This window comes from Pseudomonas sp. Bc-h, assembly GCF_002080045.1.
GTDB lineage: Bacteria > Pseudomonadota > Gammaproteobacteria > Pseudomonadales > Pseudomonadaceae > Aquipseudomonas.
In genome coordinates this window covers 21,288-42,361 of sequence record NZ_MUIN01000007.1, presented here as the reverse complement: position 1 = coordinate 42,361, position 21,074 = coordinate 21,288, and the positions used below count along the sequence as shown (strand labels likewise).

Sequence of the window (21,074 nt, the reverse complement as noted above, 5' to 3'; positions counted from 1 at the left end):
ACCCGTGGGGCTGTGGATGGTTGCGTAAAAGTTGAGGGGCTGATGCTGGACATGTGGGCGCCAGCAAGCCAGCTCCCACAATGCTCGTTCCCACGCTCTGCGTGGTAACGCTGCTATGACGCTCCGCGTCAGGGGACGCGGAGCGTCCTGCAAAGGCATTCCCACGCCGGAGCGTGGGAACGATCATGACACGCTGATTTCGCCGACGAGCCGGCTCCCACGGTCTGAATCAAGCAGCCGAGGCTTCTTCTTTTAGCGTCGCCATGTCGATGACGAAGCGGTATTTCACATCACCCTTGACCATGCGCTCATAGGCCTCGTTGATGTCCTTCATATGGATCATCTCGATGTCCGAGACGATGCCGTGTTTCGCGCAGAAATCCAGCATCTCCTGGGTTTCCTTGACGCCGCCGATCAACGAGCCTGCCAGGCTGCGGCGCTTGAAGATCAGGTTGAACACCGAAGGCGATGGATGCGGATGATCCGGTGCACCCACCAGGGTCATGGTGCCGTCGCGCTTGAGCAGGTTGAGGAAGGCATCCAGATCGTGAGGCGCCGCCACGGTGTTGAGGATGAAATCCAGTTTGTTGGTCTGGGTCGCCATCTCCTTCGGATCCTTGGACACCACGACTTCATCGGCGCCCAGGCGCAGGCCGTCTTCGCGCTTGTTCGGCGAAGTGGTGAACAGCACCACGTGGGCGCCCATGGCGTGGGCGATTTTCACCGCCATGTGGCCCAGACCGCCGAGGCCGACCACGCCGACTTTTTTGCCAGGGCCGACTTTCCAGTGATGCAGCGGCGAGTAGGTGGTGATCCCCGCGCACAGCAACGGCGCCACGGCGGCGAGGTTGTCGCTGTGGGAAATCTTCAGGACGAACTTCTCTTTGACCACGATCTTGTCAGAGTAGCCGCCAAAGGTGTTTTCGCCGCCGAATACCGGGCCGTTGTAGGTGCCGGTGAAGCCGTTTTCGCAATATTGCTCGTCGCCTTCGGCGCAGGATGCGCAGTGCTGGCAGCTGTCGACCATGCAACCGACGCCGGCCAGATCGCCGACCTTGAAGTCCTTCACGTTGGCGCCTACGGCCGTGACCTTGCCGACGATCTCATGGCCCGGCACCGACGGGTACAGGGTGTTGTTCCATTCGTTGCGCGCGGTGTGCAGGTCCGAGTGACAGACGCCGCAGAACAGAATGTCGATCTGTACGTCATCGGCGCCCGGATCGCGGCGTTCGATCTGGAAGGGCGCCAGTTTGTCGGTGGATTTTTGCGCGGCATAGCTGTAAGTCTTGATCATTTTGCGATCATCTCCAGTTGGGCAAAAAGGACGGTGCAACAGCATTCAGAGACAGGCGGGAGTGGCCAAAGGTCAATCGTCGGCTTGACGTCGGTCAGTGCCGACCGATGGGGCCAGCGTGCGCCGAAAATCTTTCATTTCAACGGCAGTCTGCCGATACAGAAGCGGGAGTCAGGTGAAATGTCGTGAAATCCCGATTTTCCGTCGTTATTAGGCAGCAAATACGAATATGGCGCTTGCAACCATCTGTCAGACCCCATGAAGATAGCCCAGTCCCACGCTGGCAATGGAGCGCCTATGAATTCTCATGTCTCGAACGCGAACCAGCGCTCGCCATCAGCCGACGAACAGGCGTCGCAACAGAGTGGGTCAGGAGTGGAAAATCTGTCTTTGATCAACGACGACAACGCCTTGGAAGCCTTGCTCAAGGGGGCCCGATTGGCCGCTCCCGATCTGGGCTGGGCCGCCTATCGCGCCGGCCAGAAAATGCACCTGTTGGGGCAGGGTAATGCGTCCACCGAATGGCCTGTGCTGATTCCCCGCGAAGGTTTCGACACGTTCTGCCGCGAGCACGGCCTGCACCGCTGGGTGACCGGACATGGCGAAGCACCGCTGGGCTGGCTGCTGACCCCGGAGCGTGAGTCGAGCAATCCGTTGCTCATCGCGTTGGCGGGCAAACTGGGGTTGCGGCTGCAGACCGATGCGCTGGCCCGCGCCCAGGCCACCCAGCGCGTGCTCTATGAAATCACCTACCTGGCCAGTTCGACCCGGGACCGCTCGGCGTTCCTGCAAGGCGTGCACCAGCAGCTATCGACCCTGATCGACGCGGAAAACTTCTATCTGGCGCTGTACGAGAGCCACAGCGGCAAGATCACCTACCCGTATTACATCGACATCACCGACGTCGACGCGCTGGAGGCCGAGACCTACGAGTTCGTCGACCCGGAACGCCTGTCGATGACCGCCTATGTGCTGACCACCGAGCAGCCTTTGTTCGTCGACGCCGCCGGGATCGAGCGCGCCCAAGCGCTGGAGCGCTTTCAGTGTGTGGGACATCGCCCGGAATTCTGGATGGGCGCGCCGCTGAAGAATGCCTCCGACGACGTGTTCGGCATGCTGGCGATGCAAGTCTACGACCTGTCGCGGATCTACAGCGTCGAGGATCAAGAGCTGTTTCTGGTGGTCGCCCGGCACGTGGCGATGGCGCTGGACCGCATTCTGCACCGCGCTCAGCTGGAAGAAACCGTGGCTCGCCGCACCCTTGAGCTGTCTCGCCTCAACGATGCGCTGCGCAGTGAAGTCGCTGACCGCGAGCGCGCCGAGCACTTGCAGAGCGCGCTGTTTCAGATCACCGAGCTGTCCAGCCAGCCGGGAGACATGGCCGACCTGTTCAAGAGTCTGCATGTCATCGTTGGCGACCTGCTGTTTGCCCTGAACTTCTATATCGCGCTGTTCGACGATGACACGGGGGAGGTGACGTTCCCGTACTACGTCGACGAACGCCTGACCCGCCGTCCAGACCCGCGTCGCGGGGAGCGCGGCTTTACCGAATACGTCATTCGTCAGCGACGGCCCTGTCTGATCGACAGCGCCGAGGCGCGCCGTCTGGAAAGCTCCGGCGAGATCACTATTCAGAACGACATCAACCGATCCTGCTCCTGGCTGGGGATTCCGCTGTTCGATGGCGATGTGGTGCGTGGCGTGCTGGCCGTCCAGAGTTATTCGCCCCACGTCAGCTATTCGCTGCGCGATCAGGACCTGCTGACCTTCGTTTCGCGGCACATCGACACCGCGTTGTCCCGCCGCAGCGCCGCCGAAGCCATTCACACCGCCAACCTGCGCCTTGAAGCGCGGGTGCAGGATCGGACCCGCGAGCTGGACTTCGCCAACGCCAAGCTGCAACACGAGAACGCCCATGATTCGCTGACCGGGCTGCCGAACCGCAGCCATCTGCAACAGCGCCTGCAAGTGGCCTGGCGTGAGTTCTGCGATCACGGCCAGGAACTGGTGGTGATGTTCATCGACCTCGACCGCTTCAAGATGGTCAATGACAGTCTTGGGCATCACTCCGGCGACCTGCTGTTGATTCAGGCGGCAGACCGGCTGCGCAGTTGCATGCGCGAAAGCGACTTGCTGGCGCGGCTGGGGGGCGACGAATTCGCGGTGCTGGCTTACGCCGCGCCGCCCGATATCACGGTCGCCATCGCCGAGCGCATCCTGCTGGCGTTCGACGTGCCGTTCTACATCGATGGCCACGCGGTGTTTTCCTCGTGCAGCATCGGCGTGGTGGGCGCGGACCTGCAATTCCACAAGGAACCGGCAGACCTGTTGCGCGATGCCGACACGGCGATGTACCGGGTCAAGAACGCCGGGCGTGACAGCTACGCGGTGTTCAACCAGGAAGTGCGCCGCGAGGTCTCCGACCAGATGGAGCAGGAAACCGCGCTGCGTAATGCCCTCAAACGCACCGACGAACTGCTGCCGTACTTCCAGCCGATCATCGACGTTGCCACTGGCAAAATTCTGGCGTTGGAGGCGTTGATTCGCTGGCGCCAGCCTGATGGAAGGGTCATTGCGCCGGGGCAGTTCCTGCCTGCGCTGGAAGGCCTGCGCCTGATCGGCCGACTGGACTTTTACATGCTGCAGCAGGTAGTGGCGATGCTCGCCGAACCCGAGCACGCGCACTGGCCGACGGTGCACGTGAACTGCTCGAGCTACAGCATCACCCGGCCCGAATTCTCCAGCGAAGTGCTTGGCTTGCTGAGTCATCACGGCGTCGCACCGTCGCGGATCTGCCTGGAGCTGACCGAAGGCGCGCTGGTGGCTGAACCCGAGCTGGCTCGCCAGGCCATGAAGCATCTGGCCGACAACGGCGTTTCGGTGGTGCTGGATGATTTCGGCGCCGGGTTCTCCTCGCTCAGCTACGTGCACCAGTATCATTTCAGCGGTTTGAAGATCGACAAGTCCTTCACCCTGGAACTGACCACCAGCTCTCGCAGCCGCGCCATTGTCCGCGCCATCGTGCGCATGGCCGAATCCCTGGGGCTCACGGTGGTCGCCGAGGGTGTGGAAGATGCCGATACCTTGCAGTTGCTGCGTGAGATGGGCGCCGGGCAGGCGCAGGGGTATTACTTCTCGATGCCGGTGCCGCGAGAGAAGCTGGACCTGAGTGCGCTGGCCTGACCTCGCACTCATGACAGACCGTTCGACGCCGGGCACGGTTATTTGATCGCTGGTTGGCTGATCAGGGGCTAGACTCAACGGCCCCTACGGTGAATTGCCTGCCTCCAGGTTGAAGCCGAACGTACTCAGTGCCGTTCAGTACGCTGTTGTCCACTTCCCGCATTCCGGCGACTCGCAGCATCGTGGTCTTTCCATCCGACCACCGCCTTGAGTTTTTCAGCACAGATCTGCCCGTGCCGACGGTGGCCTTCCTACAGGAGGTTGCGTAATGGACGAGGCGAAACTTCACGAATTCATGGGCAAGCTGGTGTCCGACATGGGCGCCGCCGCAATGCTCGCCAATGTCATCCTCGGTGATGAACTGGGGCTGTACAAGGCCATGGCCGACAGTCAGCCGGTGACCCCGCAGGCCCTCGCCAGCAAGACCGGCTGCAACCCGCGACTGCTGCGCGAATGGCTCAGCGCCCACGTGGCGTCGGGTTACATGGAGCATCGCGACGGCCAGTTCGTGCTGCCCAAGGAGCAGGCATTGGCGCTGGCGATTGAAGACTCTCCGGTGTACGTCGCGGGCGGCATCATGGTGGTGGCGTCGATGTTCCACGACAAGGACAAGCTGGTGGCCGCGATGCGTGGCGATGGCGCGCTGGCCTGGGGCGATCACCATCCGTGCATGTTCAGCGGCACCGAACGCTTCTTCCGGCCCGGCTACAAGACCTATCTGGTGGGGCAGTGGCTGCCTGCGCTGCACGGGGTTATCGACAAGCTCGAGGCGGGCGCCAGGGTCGCGGACATCGGCTGTGGGCACGGCGCCTCGACGATCGTCATGGCCAAGGCATTCCCGGCATCGCATTTCGATGGCTTTGACTATCACGCGCCCTCGATCGCCACCGCGACCGAGCGGGCCAGAGAGGGCGGGGTCAGCGATAGGGTGAGTTTCAATCAGGGCACGGCCAAGGACTTCCCCGGAAACGACTACGACCTGGTGTGCTATTTCGATTGCCTGCACGACATGGGCGACCCGGTGGGAGCGGCGCGCCATGCTTATCGGTCCTTGAAGAAGGATGGGACGGTGTTACTGGTCGAGCCCTACGCCAACGACACCCTGGACGACAACATCACACCGGTCGGACGTCTGTTCTACGCGGCATCGACGTTCATATGCACGCCCAACTCGCTGTCTCAGGAGGTGGGGCTGGGGTTGGGGGCTCAGGCAGGTGAGAAGAGATTGCGCGATGTGTTTGCCGAAGCGGGTTTCAGCCAGTTCCGCAGGGCCGCCGAGACGCCGTTCAATCTGATTCTGGAGGCGCGCAAGTAACTGGCAGGCGTGCACATTTGGAGGCTGGGGACTATTGGCTAACCCGGCCAACGATCTTGGCAGTCTGCAACGGTGATTCCTGTCGGAGGGAGCTTGCTCGCGAACGCGGTGGGCCAGAAACCTTGATGTTGGCTGACCCGGCGCCTTCGCGAGCAGGCTCCCTCCCACGGGCTGCGGTGTGATGTCCAACGCTATCCCTCCATCAACCGCTGCTCGAGGCTCTGGATGAACACGGTCTCAGCCCGGCTCATCTTCTGCTCGCGATGCCACAAGAGGTGGATGTCGACATCGGCAATGCCCTCGCGCGGGGGCAGGCGCCAGAGCAACCCGTTCTTCTCATCTTCCGCCACCACATGCTCGGGCAGACAACCCAGACCGTAGCCCGCGATGACCAGTCGCCGTACTTCTTCCAGGCTTGGCGATGAAGCCACGATCCGCCCGCTGAAGCCCTGCTGATCACGAAAGATCGTGAGCGGCGAGAGCATGCCGCCGATCTGGTCGCTGGTGAAACTGACGAAATTCTCCGACTGCAGGTCGGCTTCGCTGAGGTTTTCCCGGCCGAACAAGGCGTGGTGACGACCGCAGTAAAACCCGTAGCGCTGGCGCAGGAACAGCCGTTGTTCCAGTCGTGGCTGCGGGCGGCGATTGAGGCTCAGGCCCAGGCTGGCGGTCTTTTCCAGTAACGCGGCGACGATGTCGGAGCTGCGCATCACATCGATTTCCAGATCCACACGCGGGTGTTCGCGATGGAAGTCGGCAAGGAACTGGTCGAAGCGCTCGGAAACGATCCGGCTGATCATCAGCAAACGCACCTTGCCGATCACTTCATCCCCAGGCTGCTGCAGGGCATTGCTCATCTGCGAGACCTGGCCGTACATCTCACCGGCAATGGCGAAGATCTGCTCACCCGCTTCGGTGAGGTCGAAACGCGGCCCGCGCCGGGCAATCAACTGGCAGCCCAATTGCTCTTCCAGGCGCTTGAGCGCCTGGCTGATCGCCGGTTGTGTCAGGTGCAGCCGGGCAGCAGCGCGGCTGATGCTCAGCTCCTGACCGATCACCCTGAAGGTGCGCAGCAGGTTCCAGTCGAGTCGGTCGTTGAGCAGGGGATGAACATCGCGGCGGAATTCGGACACCGTGGCGGCTCTCGATAATTAGCAGGATTTATAATCGGAATAATAAATAGAAAATTGACTAATCATAGGTCTGAACCGAAAAATCACCCCAGAACAAGCGCCATCAGAGCGCAACCGCGACAGTTTTCTCCTGCCAAAAAAACAAACCCAAAGGAGCCTGATCCATGAAGCCTTCCGCTTCGCCCCAGCCACGCCGTGCTGCGGCCGCCGCCTTCATCGGTACCATGATCGAGTGGTACGACTTTTACATTTACGCCACCGCCGCCGCACTGGTGTTCGGTCAGCTGTTCTTCCCCTCCGACGACAAGCTCTTCAGCACCATGGCGGCCTTCGGCACCTTTGCCGTGGGCTTCTTCGCGCGCCCTCTGGGGGGCGTGGTGTTCGGTCACATCGGCGACCGTATCGGCCGCAAGAAATCGCTGGTCATTACCTTGGTGATGATGGGCGTGGTAACGGTCTGCATCGGCCTGCTGCCGACCTACGCGCAAATCGGCACCGCCGCGCCGGTGATGCTGATTCTGCTGCGAGTCGTGCAAGGCATCGCGGTGGGTGGCGAGTGGGGTGGCGCGGTCTTGATGGCTGGCGAGCATGCACCCAAGGGCCGGCGTAACTTCTTCGCCTCTTTCGCGCAACTGGGCAGCCCGGCCGGTCTGATCCTCTCGCTGTTGGCCTTCAGTGCCGTCACCCGCCTGCCTGAGGCTGATCTGATGAATTGGGGCTGGCGTCTGCCGTTCCTTGCCAGCGCGTTGTTGCTGGTGGTGGGGCTGGCGATTCGGCTTGGGGTGAGCGAATCCCCGGAGTTCCTCGCCGACAAGGCGCTGGCCGAGGATCAGCGGGCCAAGGCCGTGGTCAAGGAGCAGGCGCCGGTGCTCGAGGTGCTGAAAACCTCCTGGCGCCCGCTGCTGCTGTGCATCGGCGCCAATACCCTAGGCATCGCCGGGGTGTATTTCACCAACACCTTCATGATCGCCTACAGCACGCAGCAACTGGGCTTGCCACGCTCGCTGATCCTCGAATGCCTGTTCTTCGTCGCGATCATCCAGTTCTGCATACAGCCGGTGGCCGCGTGGATCGCCGAGAAGATCGGCGCCACGCGCTTCCTGTGCACCATGACGATCCTCGCCATGGCCTCGCCGTACCCGATGTTCGTGCTGGTCAGCACCGCCGAGGCGCCATTGATCATTGCGGGCATCGCGCTGGCGGTGGTGTGCATGGCGTCCTTCTACGCCGTGATTGCCGGTTATGTCAGCGGGATGTTCGACACTCGCGTGCGTTACACCGCGATCTCGCTGGCTTACCAGATCTGCGGCGCGCTGGCGGGCGGTCTGACCCCGCTGATCGGCACCTGGCTGGCCCATGAGTACGCCGGGCAGTGGTGGCCGATGGCGGTGTTCTACAGCCTGATCGCCGCACTTTCGCTGGTTTGCGTGCTGGCGTTGTCGCGCCGTCATGCCACCGCTCACCGCCTGGAAATGGCCTCCAATCTTTGATCGATCCGGGAGTTTTTTCGATGTTGAAAATCAACGGCGACCGCCTGTGGGCGAGCCTTATGGCAATGGCCGAAATCGGCGCTACGGCGCGCGGCGGCAGCTGCCGCCTGGCTCTGAGTGAGGAAGACAAGGCCGGACGTGAGCTGTTCGCGCACTGGTGTCGCGAGGCTGGCCTGACCCTGAGTGTCGACCGCATCGGCAATCTGTTCGCTCGACGCGTCGGCACCGATCCCCACGCTGCGCCGGTAATGATGGGCAGTCATCTGGACACCCAACCCGAGGGCGGACGCTTCGATGGCGTTTACGGTGTGCTCGCCGGGCTTGAAGTCATTCGTCGCCTGGACGACCTTGGCATTCAGACCCACAAGCCACTGGAAATCGCAGTGTGGACGAACGAAGAGGGTGCCCGCTTCACGCCGGCAATGCTTGGCTCGGCGGTGTTCACCGGCAGCCTGGCGCTGGAAAAAGGCCTGGCCTCCAGCGATGCCGATGGCGTCAGCGTTGCTCAGGCGCTGGCGATCACTGGCTACAACGGCGAGCGACCATTGGGCGGCGCGGTAGATGCCTATTTCGAAGCGCACATCGAACAGGGCCCGATCCTGGAAGACAACGGCAAAAGCATTGGTGTAGTGACCGGCGGTCAGGCGATTCGCTGGCTGGACGTGCGCGTCGAAGGCATGGCCGCGCACGCCGGGACTACGCCGATGAAACTGCGCAAGGACGCCCTGTACGGCGCCGCGCAGATGATTCAGGCGCTGGAAGGGCTGGCGACCGATTTCGCCCCTGAAGGCCTGACCACCGTGGGCGAACTGAGCATCGCAAAGTCGTCGCGCAACACCATTCCTGGCTTGGTCAATTTCACCCTCGATCTGCGCCATCACCGCGATTCGGCCATTGACGAGATGGAGCAGCAAGTCCGCCAGCGTCTTGCAGACATCGCCTCCCGGCGCGGCCTGAGCGTCTCGGTCGAGCCGCACTGGATCAGCCCGGCCACACCGTTCGACGCGGAATGTGTCGCGGCTGTGCAACAAGCGGTCGACGGTCTGGGCTATGCGCAACAGCGAATTGTCAGTGGCGCGGGGCACGATGCGATTCATCTGGCGCGCTTCTGTCCGACCGCGATGATCTTCATCCCCTGCGTTGGCGGCCTGAGTCATAACGAAGCCGAAGACGCGCTGCCCGACGATGTCCGTCAGGGCACCGATGTCTTGCTAAATGCCGTGCTGACCCGCGCCGGTCGCGCTGATCAAGGAGAACGTTGATGCGCAGTTTCTTTCACCCCGAACAGCTTTTGCACCATCCTCGCAGCTACTACTCCCGTGGGCAGATGCGCACCCCGCAGGAAGTCCCGGAGCGCGCGCAGAATCTGTTGAAGGCCGCCAAGACGTTGGGTTTCGAGATTCTCCAGCCCGACGATTCTGGCCTCGATCCGCTGCTGGCGGTGCACGGAGCGCCATATCTGGCGTTCCTCGAAGAAGCCTGGCAGCGCTGGAAGGAAGTGCCGGAAGACTGGGGCGATGAAGTGATGTCGAACATCTTCGTGCGCGAGCCCAACGCCTTGCGCGGCATCCTCGCCCAGGCCGGCCGTTATCTGGCGGACGGCAGTTGCCCGGTGGGCGAGTTGACCTGGCGTTCGGCCTATTGGTCGGCGCAGAGCGCGGTGGCCGCAGCCAAGGCTGTGCTCGACGGCGAGCCTGCCGCTTACGCGCTGTGCCGGCCACCGGGACATCATGCACGGGCCGAGGCTGCCGGTGGCTTTTGCTACGTGAACAACGCAGCGGTTGCAGCGCAAGTGCTGCGCGAAGGCTATCAACGGGTGGCGGTGCTCGACACCGACATGCACCATGGTCAGGGGATTCAGGAGATCTTCTACGAGCGCGACGACGTGCTTTACGTCTCGATCCATGGCGATCCGACCAACTTCTACCCTGGCGTGGCGGGCTTTGATGACGAACGCGGTGCAGCAGCGGGTGAGGGCTTCAACCTCAATCTGCCAATGCCACACGGTTCCAGCGAAGCGGTGTTCATGGACAAGCTCGAGCAGGCGCTCGCTGCGGTCAAGGTGTTCAAGGCCGACGCGCTGGTCTTGTCGCTGGGTTTCGATATCTATGAGCTGGACCCGCAAAGCAAAGTTGCCGTGACTCGCGAAGGCTTCGCCACGCTGGGTGAGCGCATTCGCAGCCTCGGCCTGCCATGCGTGATCGTGCAGGAAGGCGGTTATCACCTTGAGACGCTGGAGAGCAACGCGCAGGCGTTCTTCGACAGCCCGCAGGCCTGGCGGCGTCCGGCCTGATACGTTAGCAGCACGGCTTGCTGGCGACGGCGATCACGAATATGTCACCGCCGCGAAGTCGTGCCGTTACAGGGCGCATATCGCGCCCTACCCAGTACTGTTTCCCCTTGCTAGACTCCCGGCCATGTCAGACATCAACGCTAAACGACCAGACATCTCGGCCATGCCGACCTACGCCTTCTGCCCGGTGATCACCGCGTTGGAGGTGATCGGCGAGCGTTGGGTGATCCTTATTCTGCGCGATTTGTTGCGCAATCCTTCCCGGCGCTTTCAGGATTTACAGGATTCTCTGCAAGGCTGCGCCCCCAGCACCCTGTCGACCCGGCTCAAATCCCTGGAAGCCAACGGCCTGATCGAGCGCCGCTTGTACGAGCAGCATCCGCCACGTCTGGAATACCTGCTCACCGCCAAGGGCCGCGAAGTAGGGCCGGTGGTGGCGTCTTTGCGCGACTGGGGGCTGCGCTTGCAGGAACAGGATCCGCCGCAGTAAACAAGCAGTTCATCCCCTCGACAGACGCTGACGACACAACCGGCTACGCTCATTTCTGCAGCGCGACGGCATGGTGTTGATGTACATGGTTTTCCTCGGCCGCAGAATAAAAATGGAAGTCTGATCTTCTTGGGGGAAGACCATGAACCTGTATCGATATGCGGGCCGGATGCTGTGTGCATTGCTGGCGATGACGAGTGCGTGCGCGGCAACGGCCGCCGAGCAACAGCTGGCCAGTATCGGCTCGCTGACCATGACCGGCGGCAAGATCAAGCAGTGCTCGCTGGGTTATCGCACCTACGGCACCTTGGCTGCGGATCAGGGCAATGTGGTGCTGGTGCCGACCTGGCTGACGGGCCGTACCGCAGACCAGGTCGACATGATCGGCCCCGGCAAGCTCATCGACACCGACCGCTGGTATGTCATCGCGCTGGACGCGGTGGGCAACGGGGTGTCGTGCTCGCCCTCCAACAGTAAATCCCATCCTCGGCTCAAGTTTCCCGAATTCGGCATCCGCGACATGGTCAAGGCCCAGCATCGTTTGCTGGCGCTGACCCTGGGCATCGATCATGTCCACGCCGTCGTCGGCATCTCCATGGGCGGCATGCAGGCGCTGCAATGGGCGGTGATGTACCCCGATTACGCCAGCAACATCGTGACCATCGTCGGTACACCGCAGCCTACTGCTCAGGACCTGCTGGTGTGGAAGGCCGAAATGTCGGCCATCGAACGCAATCCTGGCTGGAACAACGGCAATTACCCGCCGGGCACGGCGTTCAGGAACCTCACGGCGTTGCACACCGAATCCCTGTGGACCCCTGAGCATGCCGCCGCCAAGACCGTCGCCGCCAAACGGCCGACCGAAGACAGCCTGCACGGCACGCAGACCAGCCAGAGTTTCAGTGCGGTGGACTGGTATCGGCAGTTGCAGGCCATGACCACTTTCGATCTGGTTCGGGATGGCGGCATGGCGACCCTGGCCGGGAAGATCAAGGCGCGGATGCTGATCATCACCTCCGAGCAGGACCGGCTGGTGGACCCGGGGCCTTCGAAAGCGCTGGCGGCACAGAAGCGCACTACCAAATTGCTGGTGCTGAACAACGACTGCGGGCACATGGCGCCGGTGTGCGAGATGAAAAAGGTGGATCAGGCTGTGAAAGCCTTTCTTGATTGAGACGCGGCAATGCGGCCACCGGCTGCCGCTGACGGCAAGTTCGGGCCGATATTGCCGCCTGCGTTCTGCATCTGAAATCTTTGAAACCCTTGTAGGACGTGGCCTACAAGGCAGGTGACGGCAGCTGGCACCGGTTTTGCTGTGACCTGTGGTGCATCGATAACCTGGATAAGGAGGTGAAAGATGATCATAGGGAACAGTGCCATCCAGCACTTCGCGTCGAAGGCCGTGTCCCACACGCATTTCGACACGGCAGACAAGGATGCGTACACCACCACCGCAGCAGCCAGCGCCTCTGCGCCGGTCGCGGCGATTGCCAGCAATGGTGACAGTTCGGCGGAAAGCAGCACCGATCAGGGCTACAACGAGTCCTTCGCCAAAATGATGGTGAACCTCAAGGCGGCGCTGGCCAACACTACCGCGTCGGTATCCGATGACGACAAGGCGGCTGCCGCTGCTGCGTTTTCGTCTGCTTCTGACAAACAGGTTGCGGCAACCGACAGCGTGACCAAGACCGTGGACAGCAACATCGCCGCCGTCGACAGCAGCGATGCGGACGCCTCGGTTGCTTCATCGGCCAAGGATCAGTTCATGGCCTACATGAACCAGAGCGATGCCGAAAAGGTGCGTCAGCAGCTGACCGGCGTGAGCAAGGAAGAGTACGACAACATGACGCCGGAGCAGCAGGCGGCGGTCGACAAGAAAGTGGCTGATCTGCAGAAAGAAAAGCAGGAACAGCAAATCGCTGAATCCGAGGTCAAGACCAGGATCGCCATGGCGAAGGCGGAAATGGCCTGAGATATTGGCGGGACGAGTTTTGCCGAGCGTCAATAAGAAGGGGCAGCGGTGCAGACCGGCTGCCCCTTTTTTATGTTCAGTTCAAATGCGTGTCAGCTTCTCGAGCGCAGCATCGGCCAGAAATGAGGAGCGGCTCTTGATGTTGTGATCGCGTACGTACTTGTCGATCCGCTGAATGACGAAGCCGGGCAGGGTGACGTTGACCTTCTCGGTCTTGCCCAGATAGGGCGTGATGTCGATTTCCAGCATACCCCAGCCCATTCCAGCGTAATCCGGATGGTCGTGATGAACCTTGGCAGAGGTGGGGATCGGTACGGATTGTCCGCCTGAAATTAGCTCTTCGAGCATGATGTGGGCTATCTCGACTGCGGCGTTGTAAGCCTCTTCAAAGGTGTCGCCAGCCGTCACGGCGCCAGGAATATCCGGGATATGGATGCCGATAGCGGTAGCGTCGTCGCCCCATTCGATGGCGATGGGATATTGCATGATGTGCTCCTGCAAAACGATCAGGCCTGACCGGATGGTGTTAGCCATGCGCGCCTCCTGATGCTTTTTACTGTTCCCAGTGGGAGATCTTTCTTGGGATGCGGGACGGGAATCGTATGAGGGCTGCCAGGGTGGGTGTAGATGTGATGGCTGCCCCGTATTCGTTGAAGCGTCCATCCCGCTGCTTCAAGTTCCGCTATCAGTTCTCTGCTCTTCACCACCAACATCCCTTTGATGTGCAAGGGCGTCGATGGTGACAATGGGCCGATGTTAGATCAATCACAAAGATGTATCTAGAGTTATGAATCGGCGGCGGAGGGGATTGTCAGCGCTTGGCAGATATTCAGCGTACTTTGTAGCCCTCAGCGTTCTCTAGACCACCTGATCCCGATACGGTAAGTCAGGTCCCACTCGCGTGCAGGTCACTGCCGCCGCCGCCACCGCGAAGTTCAGCAGCTCGGTCAATGTCTCTCGACTCAGCTTCGGCAGGCTCGCTGGCGTGTCGAGTCCGCGCTCGGTGAGGAAGGTGATCAGTGCAGCCTGGAAAGTATCGCCAGCGCCTACGGTGTCGGCGGTTTTCACCTCGCGCGCCGGGACGGACCAACTGCCCGCATCGCGGGTGAAGATGCTGGCGCCCTGACGACCACGGGTCATGATCACCAGTTGGCAGTTGTGTTTCAGCCAACCCTTGGCCACGGTCTCGGCATCGAGATCCGGGTACAACAGGCTGAGGTCTTCATCGCTGACCTTGATGATGTGCGCATGCTCGGCAAACTTCGCCACCTGGCTGCGCCACAGTTCAATGCTCGGTGCAGGGTTCAGCCGCACGTTGGGGTCGAAGGTGATCAGGCGTTTGCCGCTCTCACGTTGCACCAGTGCCAGCAACGCGTCGGCCACAGGCTGAACCACCAGCGAAAACGAACCGACGTGCAGGCCGCGAACGTTGTCGTCCAGGTCCGGCAGTTGCTCGACGGTCAGCAGACGGTCGGCGCAACCTTCGCCACGGAAGCTGTAGTGCGGCGAACCATCGGCACCCACAGCAACCATCGCCAGTGTGGTCGGCGCGTCGAAGTGAATCAGGAAGTCGCTACGCACGCCTTCTTCTTCGAGCACCGTGGCAAGGCGCTTGCCCAGGTAGTCGGTGGAAATGCCTGCGAAGAAGCCCGCGTCCACGCCCAGGCGACGCAGGCCCACGGCGACGTTGAACGGCGAGCCGCCGGCGACGGCCTGGAAGCCGACGCGATTGTTCTTTCCATCGACGTTCGGCTGACTGAAAAAATCGAACAGTGCTTCGCCACACACCAGATACATAGTGACTCCGTTAAGGGCTGACGACGTTCCGTCAAATGCCCTGTAATTGATTGCGGTACTGCTGATAAACCTTGTGGTACGCCGCGACATGTTCGGCAACCGGGCGGGTTTCGCTGCTTGGGTCCAGACTCACGCAACGCTCGCTCAGCGCTTGCAGCGATTCAGCGGCACCTTCGACATGGGAATGACACCACGCTGCCTGAATCGCAGCACCCAGGGCCGCTGCTTCCGTGCCGGTGGTGCAGATCACAGGCGTGTCCATGATGTCGGCGACGATCTGACGCCAGATCGCGCTTTTCGCGCCGCCACCGATCAGCCGGATGTTTGCGCTCTTGATGCCGCTTTCGCGCAGCAGGTCCAGACCGTAGCGCAGGCCGAAGGTGGTGCCCTCGACCACCGCGCGGCACAAGTTGGCCTGATTCAGGTTGGTGCTGTCCAGCCCCAGAATGCTGCCCGTGGCGTGGGGCAGGGCGGGCACCCGTTCGCCATTGAGGAACGGCAGCATCAGCACGCCTTGGGCGCCGATGGGGGACGAGGCTATGGCCGCATTGAATGCACCGATGTCCAGGGCGAACAGCTCGCGAATGGCGCTGGTAGCGTTGGTCAAGTTCATGGTGCAGATCAACGGCAGCCAGCCGCCGGACGACGAGCAGAAGGTCGCCACCGAGGGTTGCGCGCTGACATTGCCCTCATCGGCAAACGCGTAAACCGTGCCGGAGGAGCCCAGACTCATGGTGATCGAGCCCGGCGCAATGTTGCCGGTGCCGATGGCGCCCATCATGTTGTCACCGCCACCGCTGGAAACGATTGCCTTGGGATTGATGCCCAGACGCTCGGCAATTGCGGGCAGAATCGTGCCCACCGATTCGTGGGCTTCGAGCAGATCCGGCAGCGCGCTGACCAGACGCCCGGTCGGGTCGATATGCTGCAGAATGTCGAGGTCCCACTGGCGGGTACGGACGTTGAAATAACCGGTGCCGGACGAGTCGCCATACTCGCTGCAGCAGCGACCGGTCAGCCAGTAATTCAGGTAATCGTGGGGCAGGAGAATCTTGTCGATCCGCGCGAAGAGTTCCGCAAATTGCTCCTTGGTCCACAGCAGTTTGGAAACGGTGTAGCCCGGCGCGATGGCGATCCCCAGACGCTCCAGCGAGCCCGCTTCGCCGCCCAGATAATCGAGCAGCCGCTCGTTCTCCGGCGCTGACTCTGTGTCGCACCACAGCTTGGCCGGGCGCAACACATGGCCCAGCTCGTCGATCATCACCAGGCCATGTTGCTGCCCGGAAACGCCGATGCCCTGAATCTCGGCTCCGCTGATGCCGGCTTGCGCAAGGGCCGCAGCCGTCGCCTGTTCAAACGCGTTCAGCCACTCCTGCACATCCTGCTCGCGACGTCCGTTGGCGCCGCTGATCATGTGGTGTGCGCCCGAGCCTTCGCCCAATACCTTGCCGCTGACGGCATCAAGAACAATCGCCTTGGTGCCTTGGGTGCCGCAATCGATGCCGAGAAACATGTTCACCTCTTTACCTATGAAGTTCAGACGGCTTTCGCTAACAGGTTTTCCAGGGTTTTGCTGACGCCCAGTTGCTTCAGGCTGTTCAGGTTGTGCTCGAACGATGCCACGAACTCAGGTGATTTCGGAATCGCTGCGCCGAAGATTTCTTCCACCTCCAGCAGGCGTTGGGTGACCAGAACGTCGTCGGCGACCAGCGCTTTGCAGAAGTCCGCGCGCGGGTCGACGACCTTGTAGTCGACGCCGTTCTCGCCCTTGAAATCGCGGTTCTTGTTGCCCTGCAGGTACAAGGCCCAGGCAGCGACCACCAGCGAGGCGCGGTCCATATTGCCACTGTCGACGATCAAGCGGTTGATGGTCGGCACGGTGAATTTCGGAAACTTGGACGAGCCGTCCGAACACACGCGTTCCAGTTGGTCGGCGATGGCCTGGTTGGAGAAACGGTCGATCAGCGTCTGTTTGTAGTCGGTGAGATTGATGCCGGGCACTGGCGCCAGCTGCGGGGTGACGTCCAGGTCCATGTAGGTGCGGATGTAAGCGACGAACAGCGGATCGTTCATGGTTTCGTGAACGAAGCGATAGCCTTTCAATGCGCCCAGATAGGTCAGTGCCAGATGGCTGCCATTGAGCAGCTTGATCTTCATTTCTTCGTAGGGCGTCACGTCGTCGGTGAACTGCACGCCGACCTTTTCCCAGGCGGGGCGGCCATTGACGAATTTGTCTTCCAGCACCCATTGCACGAACGGTTCGCAGACCACCGGCCAGGCGTCGTCGATGCCTTTTTCGTCATGCAGTTGCAGGCGATGGGCAGTGCTGGTCATCGGGGTGATGCGGTCGACCATGGCATTGGGGAAGCTGACGTTCTCGGCGATCCAGTCGTGCAGATCGGCGTCGCGCTGTCTGGCGAAGGTCAGCAGCGCTTTGCGGGTGACAGCCCCGTTGTGCGGCAGGTTATCGCAGGACATCAGCGTGAACGCAGGCGTGCCTTCGGCGCGGCGCTTGGCGAGTGCTGCGCACAGGTAGCCGAATACGGTTTTCGGCGTCGCGGGGTGCTGCAGGTCATGCTGGATCTGCGGCAGGTGGCTCATGAACTCGCCGGTGCTGTCGTCGATGCAGTAGCCGCCTTCTGTGATGGTCAGCGAAACGATGCGGATGTCCGGGCTGGCGAGTTTGTCGATCAGCGCCAGGTCGTTGTCGGTGGACATCAGCATCTGGCTCATGGCGCCGATGACGCGGGTTTCAGTGTCCGGCGTGTCGCCCAGCTCGAACAGGGTGTAGAGAAAGTCCTGGCCCTTGAGCGCTTCGAAATTGGCGCGGTCTTCTTCGCGCAGGCTGACGCCGCAAATGGCCCAGTCCAGACCCTCGCCGCTCTTGTCCTTCGCACCGAGAGACATCAAAGCGTCGGTATAGAACGCCTGATGCGCGCGGTGAAAGCCACCGACGCCAATATGGGCGATGCCCTGGCGGCGGTCTTCGAGGGTGTAGGCGGGCAGTTCGATGCCGGCACCGAGGTTCGACAGATTCTGTTTGTTCAGTTTCATGACTACGGTCTCTGATTCTCTATGTTCGTCGGATCAGGCGGCGGCTTGCAGCGCCTTGCGGATGACCTGGCCTTGAGCGTCGAACAGATGGCAATGGGTGCTATCCAGATGCAGGTTCAAGGTCTCGCCGTACTGGCTGGCCAGGTCGCCGCGGATGCGCATGGTCAGGGGTTCGCCGGAGGTTGTGCGCACGTGGCAATAGGTGTCACTGCCCAGACGCTCGCTGACATCGGCGACCACTTGCAGCTGGCAGTCGCCTTCTTTCGCGAGTTCCAGGTGTTCCGGGCGAATCCCCAGGGTCACGGCATCGCCGACGCTCTGTTGGGCGTTGGTGAACGGCAGGCTGATTTTCGCGCCTGCATCCAGCGTGACTTCACAGCCGGTTGAGTCGACACGGCTGACCTTGCCTTTGAGGAAGCCCATTTTCGGGGTGCCGAGGAAGCCAGCCACGAACAGGTTGGCGGGGTGGTGATACAGCTCCAGCGGCGAGCCGACCTGCTCCACGCGACCGCCATTGAGCACCACCACCTTGTCGGCCAGGGTCATGGCTTCGACCTGATCGTGGGTCACGTAGATCATGGTCGCTTCCAGTTCCTTGTGCAGACGCGACAGCTCCAGACGGGTCTGCACCCGCAGCGCGGCGTCGAGGTTGGACAGCGGTTCGTCGAACAGGAAGATTTTCGGGTTGCGCACGATGGCACGGCCGATGGCCACGCGCTGACGCTGACCGCCGGACAATTGCTTGGGCTTGCGCTCAAGCAAAGGGCCCAGTTCCAGAATGCGCGCAGCTTCGGCGACTTTCTTCTCGACTTCGGCTTTCGGCGTGCCGGCCAGATCGAGGGCGAAGGACAGGTTCTTGCCCACGGTCATGTGCGGATACAGCGCGTAGGTCTGGAACACCATGGCCAGGTCGCGCTTGGCTGGGGTCACTTGAGTGATCTCGCGGCCGTCGAGTTCGATGCTGCCGCTGGTGACGTCTTCAAGGCCTGCGATCAGGCGCAGCAGGGTGGATTTGCCGCAGCCCGATGGACCGACGAAGACCACGAATTCGCGGTCTTTGACGTCCAGGTCGATGCCTTTGATGATCTGGTGGCCGTCGAAGCCTTTTTGCAGATTTCTGATTGTCAGGTTAGCCATGTGGGGCTCCAGTCTTATTCTTCAAATACATCAAAAAGGGTACTGAACGGGATCGTCGAGATCGTCCCCACGCTTAGCGTGGGAATCATCGTGTTCTCGATCATTTCACCGCACCAAACGACAGCCCGCGTACCAGCTGCTTCTGGCTGATCCAGCCGAAGATCAGGATCGGTGCGCAGGCCAGGGTCGAGACCGCCGACAACTTGGCCCAGAACAGACCTTCAGGGCTTGAGTAGGAGGCGATCAGCGCCGTCAGGGGCGCGGCGTTGGACGAGGTCAGGTTCAGCGACCAGAACGCCTCGTTCCAGCACAGAATCAGCGACAGCAGCGCGGTGGAGGCCAGGCCGCCTTTGCAGATCGGAATCAGCACCTTGAAGATCTCCTGGCGCGTGGTGGCGCCGTCCAGCCGCGAGGCTTCGAGGATTTCGCCGGGGATGTCCTTGAAATAGGTGTAAATCATCCAGACCACGATCGGCAGGTTGATCAGCGTGTAGATCACGATCAGCGCGATGCGCGAATCCAGCAGGCCGAAGGTTTTGGCCAGCAGATAGATCGGCATCAGCACGCCCACCGGCGGCAGCATCTTGGTGGAGAGCATCCACAGCAGCGTGCTCTTGGTGCGTTTGGTTTCGAAGAACGCCATGGAGTAGGCCGCCGGGACCGCGATCAACAGGCACAGGATCGTGGCGCTGAAGGAAATCAGGATCGAGTTCCAGGCGAAGTGGAAGTAATCGCTGCGCTCTTGAATGTGCAGGTAGTTTTCCAGGGTCGGCGTGAAAATGAACTGCGGCGGCGTGGCGAACGCGTCGATCTCGGTCTTGAAGCTAGTGAGCACCATCCAGAAGATCGGGAAGAATATCAGCGCCGCAATCACCCACGACAAGGTGCCGAGCAGCACGCTTTGCAGGCGACGGGATTGTTTGAGCGTCATCATGACCTTGCCCTCAAGACTTGTCGGTGAGGTTTTTGCCGATCATCCGGATCAGGATGATCGCGGCAATGTTGGCGATGACCACGGCAATCAAGCCGCCGGCCGATGCCATGCCCACGTCGAATTGCAGCAGCGCCTGGTTGTAAATCAGGTACGCAAGGTTGGTCGAAGCGAAGCCCGGACCGCCGTTGGTGGTGGTGAAAATTTCGGCGAACACCGACAGCAGGAAGATGGTTTCAATCATCACCACCACGGCGATCGGGCGTGCCAGATGCGGCAGGGTCAGGTGCCAGAAGATCGCGATGGGACCCGCGCCATCCAGACGCGCGGCTTCTTTCTGTTCCTGGTCCAGGGACTGCATGGCGGTCATCAGGATCAGGATCGCGAACGGCAGCCATTGCCAGGACACGATGATGATGATCGACAGCATCGGGTAGTTCGCCAGCCAGTCCACGGGCTGTGCGCCGAACAGCTTCCAGACCGAGGCGAGGATGCCGGACACCGGATGAAAAATCAGGTTCTTCCAGATCAGCGCACTGACCGTGGGCATGATGAAGAACGGTGATATCAGCAACACGCGAACGATGCCGCGACCGAGAAACTCGGTGGCTTCCAGCAGGGCCGAGATCAGTACGCCAAGGATCACGCTGATCGCCAGTACGCTGCCGACCAGCAGCAGGGTGTTCATGGCACCGGGTAAGAAGCCTGCGTCGGTGACGAAAAACTCGAAGTTCTCAAGGCCGACGAATTCGTTTTCGCCGGGGTTGAGCAGGTTATAGCGAATCAGCGAGAAGTAGATGGTCATGCCCAGCGGGACGATCATCCAGACCAGCAGCAACAGCACCGAAGGGCTGACCAGAAACCAGCCAGGCTTGGTCACGCTGCCCTTGGCCTGTGATTTATCGTCGGCCGAGGCCGAACGAGGTGTAATGGTTGACGTGTTCATGATGACTCCGAACCGGGGCAAAAGCGTGAACGTGGCAGC

Annotated in this window: 18 protein-coding genes; 8 read left to right on the top strand and 10 right to left on the bottom strand. The window is 61.3% G+C overall.

What is annotated here, in order from left to right; translation table 11 throughout:
- Positions 1-229 precede the first annotated feature (229 nt).
- The gene (locus BWR59_RS13125) at positions 230-1,294 is read right to left on the bottom strand and encodes an NAD(P)-dependent alcohol dehydrogenase (protein ID WP_081566071.1); all 1,065 of its coding nucleotides are present in this window, start codon (positions 1,292-1,294) and stop codon (positions 230-232) included.
- A 297-nt stretch (positions 1,295-1,591) separates the two neighbouring features.
- Here BWR59_RS13125 and BWR59_RS13120 point away from each other — a divergent pair, with 297 nt between their 5' ends.
- Complete coding sequence (locus tag BWR59_RS13120) at positions 1,592-4,477, top strand: EAL domain-containing protein (RefSeq protein ID WP_081566070.1); 2,886 nt, start codon at positions 1,592-1,594, stop codon at positions 4,475-4,477.
- 268 nt (positions 4,478-4,745) lie between these two features.
- Positions 4,746-5,792 carry a class I SAM-dependent methyltransferase gene (locus tag BWR59_RS13115; protein WP_081566069.1) on the top strand — a complete coding sequence of 349 codons (1,047 nt, stop codon included), beginning with the start codon at positions 4,746-4,748 and terminating at the stop codon, positions 5,790-5,792.
- 191 nt (positions 5,793-5,983) lie between these two features.
- Here the strand turns inward: BWR59_RS13115 and BWR59_RS13110 are convergent, their stop codons facing one another.
- Positions 5,984-6,925 (bottom strand): LysR family transcriptional regulator, encoded by a 942-nt coding sequence (locus BWR59_RS13110; RefSeq protein WP_081566068.1) that lies wholly within the window; start codon positions 6,923-6,925, stop codon positions 5,984-5,986.
- A gap of 164 nt (positions 6,926-7,089) precedes the next feature.
- On the opposite strand from BWR59_RS13110, the gene BWR59_RS13105 reads away from it, so the two are divergent.
- From BWR59_RS13105 to BWR59_RS13080, 6 genes are all read left to right on the top strand, one after another.
- Complete coding sequence (locus tag BWR59_RS13105) at positions 7,090-8,415, top strand: MFS transporter (RefSeq protein WP_081566067.1); 1,326 nt, start codon at positions 7,090-7,092, stop codon at positions 8,413-8,415.
- A gap of 20 nt (positions 8,416-8,435) precedes the next feature.
- Positions 8,436-9,677 carry a Zn-dependent hydrolase gene (locus BWR59_RS13100; protein ID WP_081566066.1) on the top strand — a complete coding sequence of 414 codons (1,242 nt, stop codon included), beginning with the start codon at positions 8,436-8,438 and terminating at the stop codon, positions 9,675-9,677.
- Positions 9,677-10,708 (top strand): histone deacetylase family protein, encoded by a 1,032-nt coding sequence (locus BWR59_RS13095; RefSeq protein WP_081566065.1) that lies wholly within the window; start codon positions 9,677-9,679, stop codon positions 10,706-10,708. Before BWR59_RS13100 ends, BWR59_RS13095 begins: the two co-directional genes overlap by 1 nt.
- A 124-nt stretch (positions 10,709-10,832) precedes the next feature.
- Complete coding sequence (locus BWR59_RS13090; protein WP_081566064.1) at positions 10,833-11,198, top strand: helix-turn-helix domain-containing protein; 366 nt, start codon at positions 10,833-10,835, stop codon at positions 11,196-11,198.
- A gap of 142 nt (positions 11,199-11,340) precedes the next feature.
- Positions 11,341-12,372, top strand: coding sequence for an alpha/beta fold hydrolase (locus BWR59_RS13085; protein WP_081566063.1), 1,032 nt, complete (start codon positions 11,341-11,343; stop codon positions 12,370-12,372).
- Positions 12,373-12,555: 183 nt separating this feature from the next.
- Positions 12,556-13,170, top strand: coding sequence for a hypothetical protein (locus tag BWR59_RS13080; RefSeq protein ID WP_081566062.1), 615 nt, complete (start codon positions 12,556-12,558; stop codon positions 13,168-13,170).
- Positions 13,171-13,251: 81 nt separating this feature from the next.
- Here BWR59_RS13080 and BWR59_RS13075 read toward each other — a convergent pair whose 3' ends face one another.
- The 8 genes from BWR59_RS13075 to BWR59_RS13040 form a co-directional block, all read right to left on the bottom strand.
- Complete coding sequence (locus tag BWR59_RS13075; protein ID WP_081566446.1) at positions 13,252-13,656, bottom strand: type II toxin-antitoxin system HicB family antitoxin; 405 nt, start codon at positions 13,654-13,656, stop codon at positions 13,252-13,254.
- A gap of 20 nt (positions 13,657-13,676) precedes the next feature.
- On the bottom strand, positions 13,677-13,874 hold the full coding sequence (locus BWR59_RS13070) for a type II toxin-antitoxin system HicA family toxin (protein WP_081566445.1): 198 nt from the start codon (positions 13,872-13,874) through the stop codon (positions 13,677-13,679).
- 154 nt (positions 13,875-14,028) lie between these two features.
- Positions 14,029-14,967, bottom strand: coding sequence for a carbohydrate kinase (locus tag BWR59_RS13065; protein WP_081566061.1), 939 nt, complete (start codon positions 14,965-14,967; stop codon positions 14,029-14,031).
- 31 nt (positions 14,968-14,998) lie between these two features.
- Positions 14,999-16,480 carry a xylulokinase gene (gene xylB, locus BWR59_RS13060; RefSeq protein ID WP_081566060.1) on the bottom strand — a complete coding sequence of 494 codons (1,482 nt, stop codon included), beginning with the start codon at positions 16,478-16,480 and terminating at the stop codon, positions 14,999-15,001.
- 23 nt (positions 16,481-16,503) lie between these two features.
- Positions 16,504-18,021: a mannitol dehydrogenase family protein gene (locus tag BWR59_RS13055; protein ID WP_081566059.1), complete on the bottom strand. Its 1,518-nt coding sequence runs from the start codon at positions 18,019-18,021 to the stop codon at positions 16,504-16,506.
- Between the two features lie 33 nt (positions 18,022-18,054).
- Positions 18,055-19,158: a sn-glycerol-3-phosphate ABC transporter ATP-binding protein UgpC gene (gene ugpC, locus BWR59_RS13050; protein ID WP_081566058.1), complete on the bottom strand. Its 1,104-nt coding sequence runs from the start codon at positions 19,156-19,158 to the stop codon at positions 18,055-18,057.
- A 100-nt stretch (positions 19,159-19,258) separates the two neighbouring features.
- Positions 19,259-20,092 (bottom strand): carbohydrate ABC transporter permease, encoded by an 834-nt coding sequence (locus BWR59_RS13045; RefSeq protein ID WP_062381883.1) that lies wholly within the window; start codon positions 20,090-20,092, stop codon positions 19,259-19,261.
- Positions 20,093-20,102: 10 nt separating this feature from the next.
- Entirely contained in the window at positions 20,103-21,035 is a 933-nt protein-coding gene (locus BWR59_RS13040; protein ID WP_081566057.1) for a sugar ABC transporter permease, read from the bottom strand.
- Positions 21,036-21,074: the final 39 nt, after the last annotated feature.

Excerpts from the sequence above, each read along its gene's own strand:
- BWR59_RS13125 (WP_081566071.1), bottom strand. The coding sequence starts at position 1,294 with ATGATCAAGACTTACAGCTATGCCGCGCAAAAATCCACCGACAAACTG.
- BWR59_RS13120 (WP_081566070.1), top strand. The coding sequence starts at position 1,592 with ATGAATTCTCATGTCTCGAACGCGAACCAGCGCTCGCCATCAGCCGAC.
- BWR59_RS13115 (WP_081566069.1), top strand. The coding sequence starts at position 4,746 with ATGGACGAGGCGAAACTTCACGAATTCATGGGCAAGCTGGTGTCCGAC.
- BWR59_RS13105 (WP_081566067.1), top strand. The coding sequence starts at position 7,090 with ATGAAGCCTTCCGCTTCGCCCCAGCCACGCCGTGCTGCGGCCGCCGCC.
- BWR59_RS13100 (WP_081566066.1), top strand. The coding sequence starts at position 8,436 with ATGTTGAAAATCAACGGCGACCGCCTGTGGGCGAGCCTTATGGCAATG.
- BWR59_RS13095 (WP_081566065.1), top strand. The coding sequence starts at position 9,677 with ATGCGCAGTTTCTTTCACCCCGAACAGCTTTTGCACCATCCTCGCAGC.
- BWR59_RS13090 (WP_081566064.1), top strand. The coding sequence starts at position 10,833 with ATGTCAGACATCAACGCTAAACGACCAGACATCTCGGCCATGCCGACC.
- BWR59_RS13085 (WP_081566063.1), top strand. The coding sequence starts at position 11,341 with ATGAACCTGTATCGATATGCGGGCCGGATGCTGTGTGCATTGCTGGCG.
- BWR59_RS13080 (WP_081566062.1), top strand. The coding sequence starts at position 12,556 with ATGATCATAGGGAACAGTGCCATCCAGCACTTCGCGTCGAAGGCCGTG.
- BWR59_RS13075 (WP_081566446.1), bottom strand. The coding sequence starts at position 13,656 with ATGCAATATCCCATCGCCATCGAATGGGGCGACGACGCTACCGCTATC.
- BWR59_RS13065 (WP_081566061.1), bottom strand. The coding sequence starts at position 14,967 with ATGTATCTGGTGTGTGGCGAAGCACTGTTCGATTTTTTCAGTCAGCCG.
- xylB (WP_081566060.1), bottom strand. The coding sequence starts at position 16,480 with ATGTTTCTCGGCATCGATTGCGGCACCCAAGGCACCAAGGCGATTGTT.
- BWR59_RS13055 (WP_081566059.1), bottom strand. The coding sequence starts at position 18,021 with ATGAAACTGAACAAACAGAATCTGTCGAACCTCGGTGCCGGCATCGAA.
- ugpC (WP_081566058.1), bottom strand. The coding sequence starts at position 19,158 with ATGGCTAACCTGACAATCAGAAATCTGCAAAAAGGCTTCGACGGCCAC.
- BWR59_RS13045 (WP_062381883.1), bottom strand. The coding sequence starts at position 20,092 with ATGATGACGCTCAAACAATCCCGTCGCCTGCAAAGCGTGCTGCTCGGC.
- BWR59_RS13040 (WP_081566057.1), bottom strand. The coding sequence starts at position 21,035 with ATGAACACGTCAACCATTACACCTCGTTCGGCCTCGGCCGACGATAAA.